This is a genomic window from Actinokineospora globicatena (assembly GCF_024171945.1).
Taxonomy (GTDB): Bacteria; Actinomycetota; Actinomycetes; order Mycobacteriales; family Pseudonocardiaceae; genus Actinokineospora; species Actinokineospora globicatena.
Genome location: NZ_JAMTCR010000002.1, coordinates 926,803 through 946,166, shown reverse-complemented (window position 1 = coordinate 946,166; position 19,364 = coordinate 926,803). Strand labels below are relative to the sequence as shown.

The 19,364-nt window shown below is 70.4% G+C and carries 21 protein-coding genes and 1 tRNA gene; 16 read left to right on the top strand and 6 right to left on the bottom strand.

Features of this window, described 5'->3' with window-relative positions; translation table 11 throughout:
• Positions 1 to 4 precede the first annotated feature (4 nt).
• The 3 genes from LV79_RS04500 to msrA form a co-directional block, all read right to left on the bottom strand.
• A complete protein-coding gene (locus LV79_RS04500; RefSeq protein ID WP_253832327.1) occupies positions 5 to 217 on the bottom strand; it encodes a hypothetical protein in 213 nt (70 codons plus the stop codon).
• Positions 214 to 762, bottom strand: a complete 549-nt coding sequence (locus tag LV79_RS04495; protein WP_253832325.1) for a hypothetical protein — start codon at positions 760 to 762, stop codon at positions 214 to 216. The genes LV79_RS04500 and LV79_RS04495 overlap by 4 nt, the downstream gene beginning before the upstream one ends.
• 146 nt (positions 763 to 908) lie before the next feature.
• On the bottom strand, positions 909 to 1,577 hold the full coding sequence (gene msrA, locus LV79_RS04490; RefSeq protein ID WP_253832323.1) for a peptide-methionine (S)-S-oxide reductase MsrA: 669 nt from the start codon (positions 1,575 to 1,577) through the stop codon (positions 909 to 911).
• Positions 1,578 to 1,653: 76 nt separating this feature from the next.
• Between msrA and LV79_RS04485 the strand changes: the two genes are divergently transcribed.
• The 3 genes from LV79_RS04485 (at position 1,654) to LV79_RS04475 (ending at position 5,082) form a co-directional block, all read left to right on the top strand.
• Positions 1,654 to 2,466, top strand: a complete 813-nt coding sequence (locus LV79_RS04485; protein WP_253832321.1) for a hypothetical protein — start codon at positions 1,654 to 1,656, stop codon at positions 2,464 to 2,466.
• 53 nt (positions 2,467 to 2,519) lie between these two features.
• Complete coding sequence (locus LV79_RS04480; RefSeq protein WP_253836057.1) at positions 2,520 to 3,416, top strand: hypothetical protein; 897 nt, start codon at positions 2,520 to 2,522, stop codon at positions 3,414 to 3,416.
• Positions 3,417 to 3,702: 286 nt separating this feature from the next.
• Positions 3,703 to 5,082 (top strand): MFS transporter, encoded by a 1,380-nt coding sequence (locus tag LV79_RS04475; protein WP_253832319.1) that lies wholly within the window; start codon positions 3,703 to 3,705, stop codon positions 5,080 to 5,082.
• Positions 5,083 to 5,286: 204 nt separating this feature from the next.
• Here the strand turns inward: LV79_RS04475 and LV79_RS04470 are convergent, their stop codons facing one another.
• Positions 5,287 to 5,547, bottom strand: a complete 261-nt coding sequence (locus LV79_RS04470) for a Txe/YoeB family addiction module toxin (RefSeq protein WP_253832317.1) — start codon at positions 5,545 to 5,547, stop codon at positions 5,287 to 5,289.
• Positions 5,544 to 5,786, bottom strand: coding sequence for a type II toxin-antitoxin system Phd/YefM family antitoxin (locus tag LV79_RS04465; RefSeq protein ID WP_233427811.1), 243 nt, complete (start codon positions 5,784 to 5,786; stop codon positions 5,544 to 5,546). The genes LV79_RS04470 and LV79_RS04465 overlap by 4 nt, the downstream gene beginning before the upstream one ends.
• A gap of 191 nt (positions 5,787 to 5,977) precedes the next feature.
• Between LV79_RS04465 and LV79_RS04460 the strand changes: the two genes are divergently transcribed.
• Entirely contained in the window at positions 5,978 to 7,351 is a 1,374-nt protein-coding gene (locus LV79_RS04460; RefSeq protein WP_253832314.1) for a DUF2252 domain-containing protein, read from the top strand.
• A 321-nt stretch (positions 7,352 to 7,672) separates the two neighbouring features.
• On the opposite strand, the gene LV79_RS04455 is transcribed toward LV79_RS04460, so the two are convergent.
• Positions 7,673 to 7,745: transfer RNA gene (locus LV79_RS04455), tRNA-Gly, on the bottom strand.
• A 245-nt stretch (positions 7,746 to 7,990) separates the two neighbouring features.
• On the opposite strand from LV79_RS04455, the gene LV79_RS04450 reads away from it, so the two are divergent.
• From LV79_RS04450 to LV79_RS04395, 12 genes are all read left to right on the top strand, one after another.
• The gene (locus LV79_RS04450; RefSeq protein WP_253832312.1) at positions 7,991 to 9,580 is read left to right on the top strand and encodes a sigma-70 family RNA polymerase sigma factor; all 1,590 of its coding nucleotides are present in this window, start codon (positions 7,991 to 7,993) and stop codon (positions 9,578 to 9,580) included.
• 155 nt (positions 9,581 to 9,735) lie between these two features.
• Positions 9,736 to 10,173 (top strand): DUF983 domain-containing protein, encoded by a 438-nt coding sequence (locus LV79_RS04445; protein ID WP_253832310.1) that lies wholly within the window; start codon positions 9,736 to 9,738, stop codon positions 10,171 to 10,173.
• Between the two features lie 68 nt (positions 10,174 to 10,241).
• Positions 10,242 to 11,105: an Fpg/Nei family DNA glycosylase gene (locus tag LV79_RS04440; RefSeq protein WP_253832308.1), complete on the top strand. Its 864-nt coding sequence runs from the start codon at positions 10,242 to 10,244 to the stop codon at positions 11,103 to 11,105.
• A gap of 193 nt (positions 11,106 to 11,298) precedes the next feature.
• Positions 11,299 to 12,552, top strand: a complete 1,254-nt coding sequence (locus LV79_RS04435) for a GAF domain-containing sensor histidine kinase (protein ID WP_253832306.1) — start codon at positions 11,299 to 11,301, stop codon at positions 12,550 to 12,552.
• Positions 12,553 to 12,619: 67 nt separating this feature from the next.
• Positions 12,620 to 13,489, top strand: a complete 870-nt coding sequence (locus tag LV79_RS04430) for a S49 family peptidase (protein WP_253832304.1) — start codon at positions 12,620 to 12,622, stop codon at positions 13,487 to 13,489.
• Between the two features lie 108 nt (positions 13,490 to 13,597).
• Positions 13,598 to 14,419, top strand: a complete 822-nt coding sequence (locus tag LV79_RS04425) for a LytR/AlgR family response regulator transcription factor (RefSeq protein ID WP_372495323.1) — start codon at positions 13,598 to 13,600, stop codon at positions 14,417 to 14,419.
• Positions 14,416 to 14,814, top strand: a complete 399-nt coding sequence (locus tag LV79_RS04420; RefSeq protein WP_253832300.1) for a hypothetical protein — start codon at positions 14,416 to 14,418, stop codon at positions 14,812 to 14,814. Before LV79_RS04425 ends, LV79_RS04420 begins: the two co-directional genes overlap by 4 nt.
• 4 nt (positions 14,815 to 14,818) lie before the next feature.
• Positions 14,819 to 16,609 (top strand): sodium/solute symporter, encoded by a 1,791-nt coding sequence (locus LV79_RS04415; RefSeq protein WP_253832298.1) that lies wholly within the window; start codon positions 14,819 to 14,821, stop codon positions 16,607 to 16,609.
• A 62-nt stretch (positions 16,610 to 16,671) separates the two neighbouring features.
• A complete protein-coding gene (locus tag LV79_RS04410) occupies positions 16,672 to 17,166 on the top strand; it encodes a SigE family RNA polymerase sigma factor (protein ID WP_372495259.1) in 495 nt (164 codons plus the stop codon).
• Positions 17,166 to 17,984, top strand: a complete 819-nt coding sequence (locus LV79_RS04405; protein WP_253832296.1) for a hypothetical protein — start codon at positions 17,166 to 17,168, stop codon at positions 17,982 to 17,984. The genes LV79_RS04410 and LV79_RS04405 overlap by 1 nt, the downstream gene beginning before the upstream one ends.
• 49 nt (positions 17,985 to 18,033) lie before the next feature.
• Positions 18,034 to 18,363: a rhodanese-like domain-containing protein gene (locus LV79_RS04400; RefSeq protein ID WP_253832294.1), complete on the top strand. Its 330-nt coding sequence runs from the start codon at positions 18,034 to 18,036 to the stop codon at positions 18,361 to 18,363.
• 2 nt (positions 18,364 to 18,365) lie between these two features.
• The gene (locus LV79_RS04395; RefSeq protein WP_253832292.1) at positions 18,366 to 19,262 is read left to right on the top strand and encodes a DUF4328 domain-containing protein; all 897 of its coding nucleotides are present in this window, start codon (positions 18,366 to 18,368) and stop codon (positions 19,260 to 19,262) included.
• The last annotated feature ends 102 nt before the right edge of the window (positions 19,263 to 19,364 follow it).

Sequence of the window (19,364 nt, the reverse complement as noted above, 5' to 3'; positions counted from 1 at the left end):
CCGATCAAGCAGCAGACACCGCCGTGATCGCCTCGCGCGGGTAGGTGGTCACCAGGTGTTCGTCCGCACCCTCGATGACCAGTTCGACGGTTACTCGAACACCAAGCCCGGTCTCCCGGATTCGCACGACAACTCCCTCGACGTCGTGCAGCCCGAAGGGCACCGTCACCCGGCTGCCAACCTCGATGTTGTCGACCACGAGCCACCCTCCCGTCACCAAGGTGCGTTTCCCAACAGCGTCTTGAGGTGCGTCTTGCACACAGTGTCCATGCCGTCTGCCAGGGCGTCCAGCGCGCTTCGCCACGATCGGGCGGTGGGCAGCGTCATCGGCCAGCCCTCGGAGCGCATCTTCTGCAACTTCGTCTCGTCGTCGTGCGCGATCCCGTTGCGCGCTGTGTTGAGCAACTCCAACTTCCTGTTCCACTTCGTGGCCCGGCTGGGGTAACGGCCCTTGAGATCCGCCCACAACGCCATTCCCAGCCGGGCGAAGTCGGTTCCGAGTCCACCGGGACTGGCATTGCCCGAGTCCAGTTTCCGGTTGGCGCGCAGGTTCACGATGCCGATGATGTCCTCGAGCCTGCTGTTGGTCAGGCCGAGCGCCCGGACCACGGCGTCGACGCACTCGTCGTGCAGGTCCCGGGCGAATCCCTGGAACTCGGCCGCCAGCCGTAGGAGGATCGCGTGGTTCAGCTCGTCGGTATCCCACTTGCGGCCGGGAGTCGCACCACTGACCTGCGCGTGAGCAGCGAAAAGGTTGTCCAACCTGGCTGAGCGAGCGCCTCGCCAAGTCTGTAGAGCTTGGGACTTCACTGCGTGATCGTATCTACACACGCAGTGGCAATCGCTGGTAGGTGACTGTGCGCGCCATCCCAGCGATCTCGGAGGGATGGCGCGCCCGAGGTGACCGACTAGCCCTTGCGGACGCCGAGGCCGATGGGGCAGGAGACGCCGGTGCCGCCCATGCCGCAGTAGCCGTTGGGGTTCTTCTGGGGGCTGAGGTACTGCTGGTGGTAGTCCTCGGCGTAGTAGAAGTCGCCCAGGGGGGCTACTTCGGTGGTGATCTGGCCGTAGCCTGCGCGGGTGAGGACGTCCTGGTAGGCGGCTAGGGAGGTTTCGACGGCGGTCTTCTGCTCGTCGTCGGCGTAGTACAGCGCGGAGCGGTACTGGCTGCCGAGGTCGTTGCCCTGGCGCAGGCCCTGGGTGGGGTCGTGGCCCTCCCAGAAGATCTTGAGCAGGTCGGTGTAGGTGATCTTCGCGGGGTCGAAGGCGACCAGGACGGCCTCGGTGTGGCCGGTCAGGCCGGAGCACACCTCTTCGTACGTCGGGTTCGGGGTGTGGCCGCCGACGTAACCCACGGCGGTGGAGTACACGCCGGGGACCGCCCAGAAGACCCGTTCGGGACCCCAGAAGCAGCCCATGGCGAACACAGCGGTGCGGATACCCTCGGGGAACGGCGGGACGATCCGCCGGTCGGGGTACACCGTGTGCGCCGTCGGGACCACCATCGGCTCCTGGCGACCCGGCAGGGCCTGGTCGGCTGCGACAATACGAGTCTTGTCCCGCCTGAACAGCGTCATGACACCACTGTAGAGACCCACGGCAACCCGTGCGGGTGGGACAGGACCGAGCTGACCGCGAGCGGAAGACCAACGCATGCAGTGGCAGGACACCCTTCGCGACCTCGACGACCTGCTGGCGTCCGGGGAGATCGACGCCGCCGAGCACCGGCGGTTGCGGGACGAGGCGCTGGCCGAGGCGTCCGGGACGACCAGGCGCGTGCCGATCCCGTCGTCGGCGTTCCTCCCGCGCCGTGAGCTGTCCCCGCCGCGGGCGCTCGACCAGGGTGACCGGGGGCGGTTCGTCGACGGCGAGGCGTTGTTCATCGAGCCCGCGGGCCGGTTCAGCCGGGTCGCTCTCGGGGTGATCGCCGCCGCGGTGGTTGGTGCGTCTGTGTGGTGGTTCACGAGCGGTGACTCCGAACCGGCGCCGGTAGCCGCCCCTCCTCCTCCGACCGCCAACCGCGCGGACGAGCTCGCCAAGGGCTTACCGAAACTCCCCGGCACAGTGAGATCCCAGCCGTCGGTCTTACCTGTCTCCGTCGGTCCTCAACTTGGCCTCTATGGCCCAGAGGTCCCCAACGCCGGCAGTTCCGGGCTCGTGAACGCAGCCTCTACGGACGGTCCCCGCGCACTGACTGTCAACGTTCTCGACAACGGCAGCGGCCCCGATCGAGCCAAGGACATCCTGGCTTACGCCGCCGCCACGGGGTGGGCAAGTGACACCGCGCCGGAGGGCGTGCAGATAGTGCGTACGGGCAACGGTGGCACACAGCTCTACCGCGCCGTTTACCGCTCAGGGACCTGGACTGTGCTGGTCACGGCCACCTCGAAGGACGACGATGTGTCGTTCCGGGCCTACTTCGACTCTGTCTTAGCACGCACGCTGTTGGCGCTGCCTGCCCGCTGAACTCACGGAGTCACATTGGGTAGGGTACGACCACACGGTGGAGGAGCTCGGCGATGACCTGGCAAGAAGAGTTAAGGCAGCTGGACGCCGACTTGGCCGCGGGACGCCTGTCCTCTGATGACTACCGCGTCCGGCGGGACGCCGTGCTGGCCAAGGCCGCGAGCGGCGACACCGGCCTGCCGCTGCAGCCCGCCCCGACCCCCGCCCCCGCGCCCCCGGTCGCCGAGCCGATCACCCAGCTCCCGCTGCCCCCGGCGCCCACGCCGACGCCGCCCGCCGCCGAGCCGATCTCCACCCCAGTCCCGGTGCCGCCGCAGCCGACCACGCAGGACAAGCCCGCCGACGGTCCCTTCCCGCCCGCCTTCAAGTGGAAGGACGACACCCCGGCGGTCGAGGCGACCAACATCATCCCGGCGATCACCGCCGACACCCCGCGCCCGCCCGGCATCCCGGTCGGCGAGCGGACGCAGACCGTGCAGACGGTGCGCCCGGCCGAGGCGCAGGCCGACCGCACCCAGGTCGTGCGCAACCCCGAGCAGCAGGCGCAGCAGGCCCAGCCGCAGGCGGACCGCACCCAGGTCGTGTCCAGCAGCGAGATGCGCACGGTCACCACGAACTTCCCGCCCCAGCCGCAGGTACCGCAGCAGCCCCAGCACCCGGTCGTGCCGCCGGGCTGGAACCAGCCGCAGCGACCGGTGGAGAGCGCCCCGCCGTGGTGGGTCGGCGAGGAGGTGCCCGACCTGGGCAACTCGTCGTGGCCGCAGAACAGCGACGTGTTCGCCACCGACACCAAGCCGGGCCGCGGCCGGACGGTGCTGCTGGTGATCGTCGCGATCATCATCGTCCTCGGCATCGCGACCGGCGCCTTCTTCTTCGGCAAGAGCGTCGGCGAGAGCAAGTCGTCCAGCCACCCGGCCCTCTCCCAGCAGTCCGCAGTCGAGCACAGGTAGACCCCGCGCCAGCAGGTCCCGGGAAGTTGTCCACAACCCCGCGAGCCATCCACAGCTCTCCGCGGCCCCTCTTGACAACCCCCCGATCCCGCTAGGCTCGAACGTGGGACCTCAGACCCCGGGAGGGTGGGCCCCACCACGCGAGTGGATCATGGTCGGCGGAGCTGCGGCGGGACCGGTTGATCTTGGTGGGACCGGGGTTTCGCGGTGGGCGAACCCAGGCGGGAGCGGCAGGGTGCCGGGTTACTCGCTTCCCAATGGTTCGTGAGAAGGCGAAACTGGGCGGGTGCGTACCCACCAGGTGGTCACGATCGCCACCCTGCTGCTCGCCGTCCTGATGTTCCCGATCACCCTGACCGGCGCGTCGATCGCGTTACCCGAGATCCGGGCGGCCCTGCACGGGGACTTGGCCTCGGTGCAGTGGGTGGTCAACGCCTACAACACGACATTCGCCGGGTTCATGCTCGCCGCCGGTGGGCTCGCTGACATCGTCGGCAGGCGGCGGGTGTTCGCCGCGGGGACCGGCATCTTCGCTGTGGGGGGTCTGCTCAGCGCGGTCGCCCCGAACCTGCTCGTGCTCGATGTGCTGCGCGGTCTCTCCGGGATCGGCGCCGCCGCGGCCGCGACCAGTGCCGTCGCGATCCTGGCCAGCTCGTTCGACGGCAAGGCGAAGTCGCTCGCGTTCAGCCTCTTCGGCACGGCGATCGGCTTCGGCCTGGCGTTCGGGCCGTCGGTGTCGAGCCTGCTGATGGGCGTGTTCGGCTGGCAGTCGGTGTTCTGGTTCCCCGCCGCCGTCGGTGCGGTCGCGCTGGCCCTGGTCCCGGTCCTGCCCGAGTCCCGCAATCCGGGCGCGGCAGGCGTCGACTGGCCCGGCACGGTCACCTTCACCGGCGGCCTGCTGCTGGTCATCACCGGTTTCATCGAGGGCCCCGCGCTCGGCTGGTCCAGCCCGCTCGTGGTGCTCGCCTTCGTGGTCGGAGTCGGGCTGCTGGTGGCGTTCACCGTGGTCGAGCGGCGCGTCGCGAACCCGATGTTCCACTTCGAGTTGCTGCGCACGCCCCGGTTCCTGGCGGCGGCCATGGCGGCGGCGACGTTCGTGGCGGTGATGGTGCCGCTGCTGGTCTACCTGCCGTCGTACCTGACCGAGGTGGTCGGGCAGACCGCGCCGCAGGCGGGCGCCACGCTGATCCTGATGACCGCGCCGATCCTGGTGCTACCGCTGCTCGCGGGCGCGCTGGCCAGGCGGACGTCGGAGAACGCCGTCCTCACCGCCGCTCTCGTCCTGCTCGCCGTCGGCGCGGCCTGGCTGACCACGATCGGCCCGGCCAGCACAGCGCTGTCACTCGCCGGACCCCTGCTGACCCTCGGCGCGGGCATCGGGCTGTCCACCGGCCTGGTCGACGCCATGGCCCTGAGCAGCGCCGGTCCCGCCAGGGCGGGCACCGCGTCCGGCATGTTCGGCACCTCCCGGCTGGCCTTCGAGACGATCAGCATCGCCGTCGTCGGCTCGATCATCGCCAGCGGAACCGGAGGCACCCTCCAGGGTGACGGCTACACCTCGGCACTCCGCCTGTCCCTCTGGCTCCTGGCCGCCATGACCGCCGTCGTCCTCGCCGCCTTCACCGCCCTGACGCGCCGCACTACCACAGCTCCGGCTGTTGCGTAACCGCACCAGTTGTCCCCACCTGTGGATAACTCAACACCCGGAAAGACGCGAGAACGCCTCACCTAGCCCGGGTGATTCCCCAGCTCAAGGGGCATTTCCACCCCCTCTGGCGTGATCATCTACACCGGGACCCCACACCGGGTTATCCACAGGAGTTATCCACAGTGTGCACAAGTGTTCGAATGACAATGTGCTGCGAACCGCCTACTTACCGTAGTGAAAGCGGCAGGCGGCGATCCGGAGCTCGTCCAGTGCCACCTTGTAGACCAGGCGGTGTTCGTCGGTGATCCGGCGAGACCAATACCCCTGGAAGCCGTGCTTGAGGGGCTCCGGTTTGCCGATCCCCTCATTGCCGTTGCGGCAGATGTCCTTGATCAGCTCGTTGATCCGTTTGAGGACCTTCCGATCCTCGGTCTGCCACCAGGCGTAGTCCGCCCAGGCGTATTCGTCCCAGACCAGTTTCATTCCGCCAGGTCGTGCTGTGCGCCGCCGCCGGACTCCAGTCGCTCGATGGCGGTGATCAGTCGTCGCGCGTTCTCCGGGCTCCGCAGCAGGTAAGCGGTCTCCTTGAGCGACTGGTAGTCGTCGAGGGACACGATCACGACTGGCTCATGTCCGGCGCGGGTTATCACGACCTCTTCGCGGTCGTTGACCACTGAATCGAGGGTCTCGGCATACTTCGCTCGAGACTCGGAGTAGCTCATGGTCTTCACAGACACCCTCCCTTCGACGTACAGAATAATGTACGTCGGTCCTGGGGTGGACGGCAAGGGGTGCCGCTGTGACGTCGGCTCGGCGACGTTCGTCCGCGAGGGTTCGTCCGCTATGTCCGGGTGGTGTGGGCGCACTTCGGTTTCGGGGTCGGTACCGGGGGTGACCAGGCATGATCTGCGGCATGGGTGAACGGAAGCGGGCGCAGGCCGCGGTGGCTTTGGGGCGGTGGGTCGAGCCTGAGGAGGTGTTCGCCCAGGGGAGGGCGTTGCGGGGGGTGGCGGGGCTCAAGGACCACCGCGAGATGCGGTTGGCGGAGGACCGGCCGTCGGTCGTGGACTTCGTGAAGGCAGGCAATGTGGGACGGGTGGCGGACCTGGTGCCGCTGCGGGTGGGGCGGATGATGGCCTCGCCGTTCGCGTTCTTCCGGGGGAGTGCCGGGTTGATGGCGGCTGACCTGGTCGGGACGCCGCGCAGCGGGTTGGACGCGCAGTTGTGCGGGGACGCGCACGCGGCGAACTTCGGGTTGTACGGGACGCCCGAGGGTCAGATCGTGATGGACATCAACGACTTCGACGAGACCGTGCCGGGGCCGTGGGAGTGGGACCTCAAGCGGTTGGCGACGAGCATCGTGCTGGCCGGTCGCGAGGGCGGGTTCTCCGAGAAGTCCTGCAAGGAGGCCGCCGAGGACGTGGTCCGCTCCTACCGCAAGGCGCTCGACCACCTCGCCGAGCAGCCGTTCCTCGACTCGTGGTCGGCGTTGGGCGACGAGTCGGTGCTGGCCAAGGTCGACGGCCAGGCGCTGCTGGACGACTTCGCGAAGGCGGCCAAGAAGGCCCGCAAGAACACCAGCGCCAAGGTCGCCGCGAAGTGGACCCAGCGCGGCGCGGACCAGCGGTGGCGCTTCGTCACCGAGCCGCCGGTGCTCACCTCGGTCCGCGACGAGGTCGCCGAGGCCGTGGTCGGGGCGCTGCCCGCCTACGTCGACACGCTGCGGGAGTCCCGGCGGAACCTGATCATGCGGTACGGGGTGTCGGACGTGGCGTTCCGCGTGGTCGGCACCGGCAGCGTCGGCCTGCGCAACTACCTGGTGCTGCTGCACGGCAACGGCGACGAGGCGCTGGTGCTGCAGGTGAAGGAGGCCCAGTCCTCCGCGCTGGCGCACCACCTCGGGCACGCGCCCGCCAAGCACGAGGGCAAGCGCATCGTCCACGGCGCCCGGCTCGTCCAGGCCGAGACCGACATCCTGCTCGGCTGGACCACCGTCGAGGGCAGGCACTACATCGTCCGGCAGTTCCGCAACCGCAAGGGCGAGATCGACCCCACCACCCTCGAGCGCGACCACCTGGACGACTACGGCCGCTTCGCAGGCGCCCTACTGGCCCGCGCCCACACCCGCTCCGTGGACCCCCGCCTGCTGGCAGGCTACTGCGGCGAGGACCTGGACGAGGCCATCGCCACCTACGCCATCGCCTACGCCAACCAAACCGAATCCGACCACGCCGCCCTCCTCACCGCCATCACCCACTCCCACCTCCCCGCCACCCCCGACCTCTAACCCCACCCCCACCCACGCCACCAGCACGGCTCCCAGAGCCGTGCCGTCCCACCTCTTGATCCCCCACCCACGCCAACCAGCAAGGCTCTCCCAAGAGCCCTGCTCATCTCATTTCTCCCCCGGGGCGAAGCCTCCGGCTCTCACCCGCATCCCCAACCCCCACCCCGGGGCGAAGCCTCCGGCCCCCGCCGCATCCCCAGCCACAACATGGGGGTCCCGGGGGCGAAGCCCTCCGGGGCGGGGCGTGGGGGCTGCGCCCCCACAACAATGGCGAACGAAAACTGGCGAGTGCTCTCCATGAGCACTCGCCAGCTATTCGTGAGCGGATGACGAGACTCGAACTCGCGACCCTCACCTTGGCAAGGTGATGCGCTACCAGCTGCGCTACATCCGCTTGTACCCGGTCTTGCCCGGGTACCGGAACTATACCTTAGGCTCCGTTCGCGCTGTCGCAGCGGGGGTACCTTCCCCACACTCGTCGACCGAGGGGGTGCTGTTGGGCCAGTCAGGATCTTCTGGGCGGGCTAGTACAGATGATGGGGTCCTCTTAACGTTATTCACGTTTATCGACCGCTGGACAACACCGTGTGGCATCTTGTTCAACACTGTCACGACGGCCAGGAGGAGGTACCGGGCCGGATGACCGGGATGCACCGGCCTGCTTCCGGCGGGCGTCGCGACGTCGACGAGGGTTCGTCGGCCGCCGCCTGCGAAGATCTGGCACTCCTGCAACGCCTCCGCTCCGGTGATGACGCCGCCTTCGGCGAGCTGTTCTCCCGGCATTCCGACGCTGTGCGCAGGCTGGCCCTCGGGCTGGTCGCGGACCGCGCGGAGGCGGAGGACCTCGCCGCTGAGGCGTTCTTCCGCGTCCTGCAAGCGGTTCGCCGCGGTTCGGGGCCGGTGGACAACGTCCGCGGCTACTTGCTCATCGTCACCAGGCGGGTCGCTTGGGAGTGGAGCGCCCGCAAGCGCGACGTCCCGGTGAGCGACGAGGAGCTGAGCCACCGGGTGGGCGCCGGGCCGGACAACACCGGCCAGTCCACCGAGCGGACCCTGATCACCCGCGCGTTCACCAGCTTGCCCGAGCGGTGGCGCAGCGTGCTGTGGAAGGTGGAGGTCGAGGGGGAGCGGCCCGCGGTCGTCGCGGGCAACTTCGGTCTCAGCCCGAACGCCACCGCCGCGTTGGCCCGCCGTGCGCGTCAGGGTCTGCGTGCGGCCTACCTGCAGGCGCACCTGACGGTGGACCGCGGCTCTACCGGCTGCCGGTCCGTTCTCGAGAAGTTGGGCGCGTACACGGCAGGCACCATCAAGGGCACTGAGCGGCGCAAGGTCCGCGCGCACTTGTCGACGTGCCCGTCGTGCACGTCGATGCAGGCGGAGCTGCAGGACGTCTGCTCGGGTCTGCGCGCGCACGCCGCGTTCATCGCCGCTCCGGTGGCGGGTATCGCCCTCTGGCAGCAGATCGGCATCGCGAGCACCACGACCGGCGCGGTCACGGGGTTCGGTGCGGTCAAGGGCCTGTTGTCGACGGCGAAGATGCAGGTGACGTTGGCGGCGACCTCCGCTGCCGCCGTCGGTGTCTTCGGCTTCGCCTTGGTGCCGTGGGGTACGACTGGCGAGCAGCACGCCTACGCGGACTTCAACGGCGGTGGCCCGACCGAGCTGCTCGTCGACCCGGACCCGTCGGCGGCCGGTGGGCTCGCCCCCGCGCCGACGAACTCCGTCGTGCCGACCCAGGACCGGCCGCGGGGCGGGTCGACGACCACGCCGAACCGGCCCGAGGACGGCGGTGACGTCCGGCAGACGACCCCCGTCCGCCAGGAGGTGCCCGCCGCGCAGCCGCCCCAGGCGGCCAGCCAGGTCGTCCGGGTCGCGACCCCGCCCAAGGCGCAGCCCGACACCAAGGTCGACCGGCCGAGCAAGACGACCACGCAGGAGCGGCCGCGTGGTCAGGGCCGGATGACCATCCAGCAGGTGGACACCTACGACGAGTCGTTGCCGGTGATCTACAGCCAGACCAGCTACGAGTGGCGGACGGTGGCCTACGAGCGCTACGACGTGGTCACCGAGACGAGGGTCACCACCAAGGTCAACTCGGCGCGGCAGACCACCGTGGCGACCAGGTCGGCGGAGTACACCCGGTACCGGCACCCGCGTCCCACCAGGGCCGGGACCAGGGTGGAGACCTACTCGACGGTCACCGTGACGGGTGCTACCCGACCGCGGTAGTTGATCAACTCCGGTCGCCGGTGCGAGAATCGGCGCGCAGGCTGGTCGGGCATTTCACCCGTTGGTCGCAGCGCCGAGGCGGTAACGTTGCCCCTCGGTGCTGTCAGACCCGGGTGCGTGCCGCTGGCCGCGCACCGGCGGCCGGAGGGCAGGAGATGACGCGTCAGGTACGCGACGTGAACGGTCGGTTGTGGACCGTGCACGGCACTCTCGAGTGGCGCACCCCGGCCACCGAGGACGACTTCGAGCACGACGTCGCCGCCGGGTACGTGCCCGGCGTGGTGATGTTGGTCCTGATCACGGTTCTGGTGGTTGCGCTGATCGCCTGGATGCCGGTGAACGTGGTGGTGCCGGGCTGGTTACTCCTGATCCTGACCCTGGCCATCCTGTTCTTCCCGGCGCGCTGGGCGGTCCGGCGGCCGTGGACGTTGATCGCCGAGACCGGTGACGACGGCGAGGGTGAGCCGACCGAGCGCTGGATGGGCACGATCCGCGGCTACTTCAGCGCGCGGACCGAGATCGCCCGCATCGCCAAGGAGATCAGCCAGGACACCCAGCCGAGCTACGAGGGCATCCTCAAGCCGTTGACCTGAGCGTGCCCGACCGGTGACGGCCCGCTGCGGGGCATGACAGCGCGCCCCGCAGCGGCGAGACTGGTGGCGTGCCGGAACTCCCCGAGGTCGAGGCCCTAGCCCACCACCTGCGCGAACACGCCGTCGGTCGGCGCGTCGAGCGGGTGGACGTCGCCTCGCTCAGCGTGCTCAAGACCGCCAGCCCGCCGTGGACCGCGCTGCACGGCCGCGAGGTCACCGGCGCGTCCCGCCACGGCAAGTACCTGGTCCTGGCCGCGGCCGGCCTGCACCTGGTGACGCACCTGGCCAGGGCCGGGTGGCTGCGCTGGGCCGACACCATGTCGGCGACCCCGCCCAAGCCGGGCAAGGGTCCGCTGGCGCTGCGGGTGCACCTGGGTCCGCCGGGGCAGGGGCCGGGGTTCGACCTGACCGAGGCCGGGACGAAGAAGGGCTTGGCGGTCTGGATCGTCGAGGACCCGGCCACCATCGAGCAGATCGCCACCCTCGGGCCGGACGCCCTGGCGCTGACCCGCGACGAGTTCGGCGCCGTGCTCGCGGAGCGCACCGAGCGGCTCAAGACGCTGCTGACCAGCCAGCGGGTGATCGCGGGCATCGGCAACGCCTACTCCGACGAGATCATGCACGTGGCGAAGCTGTCCCCCTACGCCACTCCGGCGCGCCTGCCGGAGGAGTCCGTCGACCAGCTCTACGAGGCCATGCGCACGGTGCTCACCGACGCCGTCACCCGCTCGGTCGGCCAGGACGCCGCTCGTCTCAAGGGGGAGAAGCGCTCCGGGCTGCGGGTCCACGCCAGGACCGGCTTGCCCTGCCCGATCTGCGCGGACACCATCCGCGAGGTCTCGTTCGCGGACAAGTCTTTCCAGTACTGCCCGACCTGCCAGACCGGTGGCAAGCCGCTGGCCGATCGACGCCTGTCCCGCCTGCTCAAGTAGCGCCTCGGCAAGATCGAACCGGGCTGAGCAGCCCCCGATGTACAGCCTATCGGCGTGGGGCGGTGGAACGGGGCGAGTGGCCTGTTCGGCTGTGGACAACTCCCGGTCGCCGCAGGTCGTCCGCCGGGGTGGGGCACCGGGTACCTTGACCCCGTCCTTGTCCCGATCCGCAGGCAACCGGGAGCATGACCAGGTGGACTTCCTGACCGAGCGCGCGTTCGTCGGAGTGGTGGCGACGTTGATCGTGCTCGGGTTGTTCGTCTTCCTGTGCAGGCCGCGCAAGGCGGGGACGGTGCACGACGCGGTGCTCGACACCGTCCAGCGGTTGTCGAAGGCCGCGCCGGAGCTGCGCAACGGGCTCACCGAGCAGGCGGCCGACCAGGCGACCACGCACCTGCTGGAGATGCTCAAGTGCGTCGCGGTGGGGATCTCGGACCGCGACGGGCGGCTGCTGTCCTGGGACGGGCAGGCCAACGAGCACTACGCCGACCTCGAGGAGCAGATCGTCGAGGCGGTGCGCGAGGGGCACCGCGCGCACGTGCAGCACGAGAACCTGCAGTGCAGGCGGCGCGGCAGTTGCCCGATGCGCACGGCGGTGATCGTGCCGCTGATCATCGACGGCCAGGTCGAGGGCGCGCTGATCGTCGTCGGCGGGGTCGACGGCAAGCGGATGATCCGGGCGGCGGACGAGGTCGCGCGCTTCCTGTGCATCCAGTTGGAGTTGGCGAAGCTCGACGAGTCCAAGCAGCAGCTGGCCCAGGCCGAGCTGCGCGCGCTCCGGGCCCAGATCTCGCCGCACTTCATCTACAACACGTTGAACACCATCTCCTCGCTCATCCGCACCGACCCCGAGCAGTCGCGGGAGCTGTTGCAGGACTTCGCCGCCTTCACCAGGTACTCCTTCCGGTCCAACGGGATGTTCGCGACCCTGGCCGACGAGCTGAGCAACATCGACCGCTACCTGACCATCGAGTGCGCCCGCTACGGCGAGCGGCTCAACGTGCGGCTGCGGATCGCGCCCGAGGTGCAGTCGGTGGTGGTGCCGTTCCTGGTGCTGCAACCGCTGGTGGAGAACGCGGTGCGGCACGGGATCGCGAAGAAGCCCGGCGGCGGGACGGTCAGCGTGTTCGCGCACGACAACGGCAACGAGGCGCTGATCACGATCGAGGACGACGGCGTCGGCATGGACGCCGACCGGCTCTTCGAGGACCTGCGCGACGCGCACAAGAGCGGCGCGCACGTCGGCGTCGGCAACATCAACTACCGGATGCGCCAGGTGTTCGGCGACGACTACGCGCTGATGGTGGAGACCGCGCCGGGCGCCGGGATGAAGGTGACCCTGCGGGTGCCCAAGTACTTCCCCGGGGTCCGGCCGGACCTGCCGAACTTCGCCGGTGACGACCACCCCGACGACGACAGCCCCAACGGCCAGCTGCCCCCGCCGTGACCTCTTGGCCGACACCCCGGCCTGGTCAACCGCCGTTCTCAGCCGACCGGACGTAGGGTTGCGCGGTATGAGCGTGACCGAGAAGCTGGCGAGGCTGCCCCGGATCGGCGAGCGCGGGGACCGCGCACCGGTGGTCGCGGTGGTGCGGCTGCACGGCGTGATCAGCCCGTCGCCGTCGCCGATCACCCGGGGTGCCATCAACACCACCTCCGTCGAGTCGGCGTTGACCAGGGCGTTCGACCACGACCGGCTGGTCGCGGTCGCGCTGGCGGTGAACTCGCCCGGTGGTGCCCCGACCCAGTCGGCGCTGGTGTCGGAGCGGATCAGGGAGCTGGCGGCCAAGAAGGGCGTGCCGGTGCTGGCCTTCTGCGAGGACGTCGCCGCGTCCGGTGGCTACCTGCTCGCCTGCGCGGGCGACGAGATCTACGCGCACTCGTCCTCGCTCGTCGGGTCGATCGGCGTGGTGTCGTCCGGGTTCGGCATGGTGGGGCTGCTGGAGCGCTTCGGCGTCGAGCGCCGGGTGCACACCGCGGGCACGCGCAAGGTCCGGCTCGACCCGTTCCTGCCCGAGAAGGACGAGGACGTCCAGTGGCTGTCCGGGCAGCTCGACGATCTGCACGAGCAGTTCGCGGGCTGGGTGCGCGAGCGCCGGGGTGATCGGCTGACCGGTGGCGACGTCGACCTGTTCTCCGGTGAGGTCTGGACGGGCAGGCGCGCGCTGGAACTCGGTCTCGTCGACGGTCTGGGCAGCCTGCGGTCGATCATCGCCGAGCGCTTCCCGACCGCGGAAGTCGCTGTCGCGGAACCGAAGCGGGCGCTGCTGGCCCGGCTCGGCATCGCGGGCGGACCGGGTGCCCTGCTGTCCACTTCGGACAGAGTGCTTGCTGCGGTGCAGGCCTTGGAGAACCGGGCCGCTTGGTCGCGGTTCGGCCTCTAGAGCGGGCGGGGGTGCGCGAACCGTGACCGCCCTGTCACAATCGCGCGGAATGCTTCACCCTGTGGACGGGCGCACCGCCCATGGATCCCCCACCGACCACTCGCCAAGATTGCGTTCACCGTGAGTACTGCGAACAACAGCCCCGGTCTCGTCGTCCTCGCCGTCGACGACGAGAAGGCGGGCATGGACGTGCTGGTCGAGCGGCTCAACGGCAACCGGCACGTGCGCCGGGTCCTGTCCGCGTTCGACGCCACCGAGGCGCTGCTGCTGCTCTCCGGCGACGACCCGGAGCTGGCCAGCCGCAAGGACGAGGGGCTCTCGGTCGTCGACGCGGTCTTCGCCGACCTGGACATGCCCGGCCTGACCGGCATGGAGCTGGCGAAGGTGCTCGCCGGGTTCAAGCCCGCGCCGGTGCTGGTGTTCGTCACCGCGCACAGCCACGAGGCGGTCGCGGCCTTCGAGCTCGGCGCGGTCGACTACCTGCTCAAGCCAGCCGAGCAGCCGCGCATCGACAAGGCCATGGAGCGGGTGCTCGCCAAGATCCACCAGAACGGCGGCGGCAGCCAGAGCGCGGTGCCCGAGCAGCGCGACGACGAGGTCATCCCGGTCGAGCTCGCGGGCACCACCAAGCTGGTGTCGCGGGCGTCGGTGCGCTGGGTCGAGGCGCAGGGCGACTACGCCAGGCTCTACACCTCCGACGGCTCCCACCTGGTGCGCATCCCGCTCGCGCAGCTCGAGGAGCGCTGGGAGAAGGCCGGGTTCGTGCGCATCCACCGCTCCTACCTGGTACCGATCTCGCTGATCACCGAGCTGCGGATGGGCGGCTCCGGCTACTCGGTGGTGATCGGGCACGAGGAGAAGGTGCTGCCGGTCAGCCGCAGGCACACCCGCGAGCTCAAGGACCGGCTCGTCCGGGGCGGCGGCGCGTGAACGGCGCGGCGTCCGGTCAAGGCGACTCACCAGCGCCGAGACCGCGCCGCAAGAAGGTCGTCCTCGCCGACTCGCGCGCGCCGGTCACCGTGCTGCGCACCGTGGTCGAGCTGGAGGAGCAGACCAGCTGGGCCGAGGAGGTCGTGCGCTCGTTCATCCGCACCCAGTTCAAGGACGCGGTGAAGTTCGCGGTCGGCACCATGCTGCTGTTCTGCGCGCTGCCGCTGGCCTTCTACCTGTTCCCCGAGCTCTCCGACGTCGAGGTCGCAGGCGTCTCACTGCCGTGGTTGGTGCTCGGCGTGGCGCCGTTCCCGGTGCTGTTCGCCATCGGCTACTGGTACAACCTCGTGGCCGAGCGCAACGAGCGGGACTTCGTCGACATGGTCGAGAAGTAGCGCGGTGGAGCTGAACGTCTGGGCCGTGGTGGCCATCGGCCTGGTCAGCCTCGCCACGTTCTCCCTCGGGTACCGCAGTTCCCGGCTGGCCAGCACCACCCAGGACTTCCTGGTCGCCAGGCGCACCGTGCGGTCGCGGCGCAACGCGGCGGCGGTGTCGGGGGAGTACCTGTCGGCGGCGTCGTTCCTCGGTGTCGCGGGCCTCGTGCTCAAGGACGGCGCCGACGCGCTCTGGTACCCGATCGGCTTCACCGCGGGCTACCTGGTGCTGATGCTGTTCGTCGCCGCGCCGCTGCGCCGCTCCGGTGCCTACACGCTGCCCGACTTCTGCGAGGCCCGGCTCGGGTCGGCCGGTCTGCGCAGGTTGGCGACCGCGACGGTGGTGTTCATCGGGATCCTCTACCTGGTGCCGCAGTTCCAGGGCGCCGGGCTGACCGTGCACCAGATCCTGCCGTCGGTGCCCAGCTGGATCGGGTCGGCGCTGGTCGCGGTGCTGGTGATCGTCAACGTCTTCGGCGGCGGCATGCGCGCGGTGACGCTGGTGCAGGCCTTCCAGTACTGGCTCAAGCTGTTCGCCATCGCCGCGCCGACGTTCGTGCTGTGCGTGCTGTTCTTCGGGCAGGGCGGGGTGAACGGGCTCGGTGCGACCGGGCTGTCCGAGCCGATGCCGCCCCGGTTCACCCGCGACGCGGTGGTCACCGTCGAGACCGACGTGGTGCTGCAGGTCAAGGACGGCGTGCTGCTGTGGGCGAACGGCCGGGTGCACGGCACAGCCGTCTCCGGTCCGACGTACTGGGGCCCGGGTGACCACCCCGTCGACGAGGGCACTGAACTGCGCTTCTCGGCGGGCAGCGAGACCCCGGTGGTGCACCCGGCGGTGCTCGACAACGCGTCCTGGCTGCGGCCGGTCACCGGGACCGGCGACCTGTTCACCACGTACTCGCTGATCATCGGGCTGTTCCTGGGCACCATGGGGCTCCCGCACGTGCTGGTGCGGTTCTACACCAACCCCGACGGCAAGGCCGCGCGCCGCACGACGCTGCACGTGCTGCTGCTGCTCGGCCTGTTCTACGTCTTCCCGATCCTCATCGGCGCCCTGTCCCGGGTGTACGCGCCGGAGCTGCTGGTGGCGGGCCGGACCGACGCGGCGGTGTTGGCGCTGCCGTTGAAGATCGCGCCCAACACGCTCGGGGAGATCCTCGGCGCGGTGACCGCCGCGGGCGCGTTCGCCGCGTTCCTGTCGACGTCGTCCGGGCTCGTGGTCAGCGTCGCGGGTGTGCTCTCGACCGACATCCTCAAAGGCCGGGTGCGCGACTTCCGGTTCGGTACGGCGCTCGCCGGTGGGGTCCCGTTGGCGTTGGCGCTGGTGCTGCGGCCCAGCGACATCTCGCTGAGCATCGGGATGACCTTCGCGCTCGCCGCGTCCACGTTCTCGCCGGTGCTGCTGCTGGGCATCTGGTGGCGCAAGATCACCTGGGTCGGCGCGGCTGCGGGCATGGTCGTCGGCGGAAGCATGGTGCTCACCTCCATCGTGCTCACCACGGTCAGCGGGTACACCGGCGGCTGGGCGCCGTCGTTCCTGCAGCAACCCGCGCTGGTCACCGTGCCGGTGGCGTTCCTGGTCGTGGTGGTCACCAGCAAGGCCACGCAGAGCCGCGTACCACCCGACACCAACCGGACCAGGCTGCGCATGCACGCCCCCGACCGGCTCGGGTTCATCCGCGACCGCGACATCCTCCGGTTCGGCAACGCCGAGGAGCGCACCCGCCTGGCGAACGGGCGACACCGGCGTTGACCCGTGCAACCCCTGGTGGGCCAACCGCGTAGAGGCGGGTGAGACCAGGGGGAGGGCGCGGGGTGCTGCGGGTTCGCGACGAGGAGTTCGCCGAGTTCTTCTCGGCCCGCTTCGACACCTACCGCCGGATCGCGCACGCCCTCTGCGGGAACTGGTCGCTGGCGGAGGAACTGGCCCAGGAGTCGTTCGTGAAGGTGTACGCGCGGTGGTCGAAGGTCAGGACCGAGACCGCCGACGCCTACCTGCGCACGGTCCTGACCAGGACCTTCCTCGACACGAAACGCCGCGGGCGGGCCCGCGAGCACAGCGTGGCCGAGGTGCCCGACACACCGGTCGGCGGTGAACACGCGGTTCCGGAGCGGGAGGTTCTCCGGGCGGCCCTACTGGGGGTGCCGCCCGGCCAACGCGCCGTCCTGGTGCTGCGGTTCGTCGCCGACCTGTCGGTCGAGGAGGCCGCCGCCGCGCTGGGCTGCTCGACGGGCACTGTGAAGAGCCAGACCGCGCGGGGGCTCGCCGCGTTGCGGGCCGCCTACCCGGAGAGCACGAGGAGCGCCTGATGCCAGTCGACGAGCACGCGCTGCGGGAACTCCTGGACGGTCCGGCGCCCGCGGGCACCACCTCGGTCACCGAGGTCGTGCGGTTGGGCAAGCGGTTGGTCTACGTCCGGGTGGCCAGGACGTCGTTGATCGTGGTGCTGGTGGTCGGCATGGTCGCCGGGTCGCTGAACTGGCTGCAGTCGGCGCCGATGCCCCCGGCGGTGCTGCGGTCCGTGCCCACCGAGGTGGACTGGCCCCGGGTGGACCTGCGCCCGGCGAGCGAGCCGCAGCGGCTCGACGGCGGGGAGGTCGAACCGCTGAAGGCGCTGTACCGGTGCCCGGTCAGCGGCGAACCCCAGGTCGGGTACGGCGAGGTGTCCGGCGCCCTGCTCGGCGCGACCCGCACGGCGGTGACCAGGGTGCTGCCCAAGACCAAGATCGGCTACTGGGACGCCCCGACGGCGGGCATCACGGCCGACCTCGACCTCACCGACAGCGACGGTGTCGGCAGCCTCAGCGTGCGCAGCGCGACCTTCACCGGTAGCCCTATCGCCGCGGCCGACGCGCTGGCGTTCACCGACAGCAACTGCGAGCCGCCGAAGCGGCACATCACCGAGGACGGCACTGTCGTGCAGGTCTACCCGATGGTGCTGTCCGAGCCCATCCCGACGCTGACCATGCGCGCGCGGATCTTCCGGCCGAACGGGCTGCTGGTGGTGCTGGAGGTCCGCAACTCCGGCTCGATCCACGTGCGGGACGGCACGGAGCGGCAGCCGGGCAGGCCGACGCTGCCGATGACCGAGCTGCAGCTGGCGCAGCTGGCGGTGTGGGTCGCCTGAGACCCTTCACCCGCGTCCTACGCCTGGTCGTGGCAGCATCAGTGCTGTGATGCCCAACAGCGTGCCCGCCGCCACCGTCGACGCCGTCCCCGCCGACGCGACCCTGCTCGACGTGCGCGAGCAGGACGAGTGGGACGCCGGGCACGCCCCGACCGCGCGGCACATCCCGATGGGCGAGCTGGTCGCCCGCCTCGGCGAACTGCCCGCCGACGGCGAGGTCTACGTCATCTGCCGCTCCGGTGGCCGCTCCGCGCGCGTCACCCAGTACCTCAACGGCAACGGCTGGGACGCGGTCAACGTCGACGGCGGCATGCAGGCCTGGGCGGCCCTCGGGCAACCGGTGGTCAGCGAGACCGGCCTGGAACCGCAGGTCATCTAGCCGTGCACCAGGGCTACGAGTGGGTGGCGACCCCACCACCCACGAACCAGGCACCGGAGGCACCCCGCCTCCGCCTGCCCTACCTCGGCCCGCCCCGCTACCGCACCCCACCCCGGTGGGGCTTCCCCGCGCTGGCCTGGCGCTGGCCGACGGCCGTGGTCGGCATCGGTGCGCTGGAGGAGGCGCCTGGTGCTGTGGAACGCGTGCGCGGCCGGGCTCGCTTCGCCGCGTCCGCACTCTGGTTGTTGGCCGCCGTCGCCGTGATCGCCGCGGGCGCCGAGGTCTGGCGGTACGTGCTGCTGCTGGACAGCCGCACCGGTGCGCTGTCGCGTTCCGTCGTGCAGTGGTCGGACAGCTTGGTGACCACGGGCGCGGTCCTGTCGATCGCCGCCGGGATCATCAGCGCCGCGACGGTCCTGTGGTGGCTGCACGCCGCCCGCGAGGCCGCCGCCGAAACCGCAGGCTACGCCCCGGCCCGCGAGGACTGGCGCCTGCTCCCCGGCCTGCTCCTGCCCGGCCCCAACCTGATCGTCCCCGGCGCCGTCCTCGCCGAACTCGAACACGCCATCCTCCGGCGCCCCGCCGAGGACCGCCCCCGCCCCAGCCCCCTGCTCACCACCTGGTGGATAGCCTGGGCGGCCAGCGGCCTCCTCTTCGCCACCACCCTCCTCTGGCGCCTCCACACCTCAGTCCAAGCCCAAGCCGACGGCGTCCTCCTCTCCGCGGCGACCAACCTCACCGCCGCCGCCGTAGCCATCCTCACCATCCGCCTGGTCGACCGCCTGTCGCTCCTCCTGGCCCCCATCGCCCCCTCCTCGGTCCGCCGCCTCCGCGTGGTCCGCGTCAAGACCCAGGACGCCCCCACCCGCGCCCCCCGCCCCACCACGGCTACCCGCTAACTCCGCCCACGCTCGACGCCTGACCAGCGTTTTTTCGCAAGCACGGCCCCTGGGCGCCCACGCCACCGGGACATCGACTCGGCTTCGCTGGGGCTTCGACTT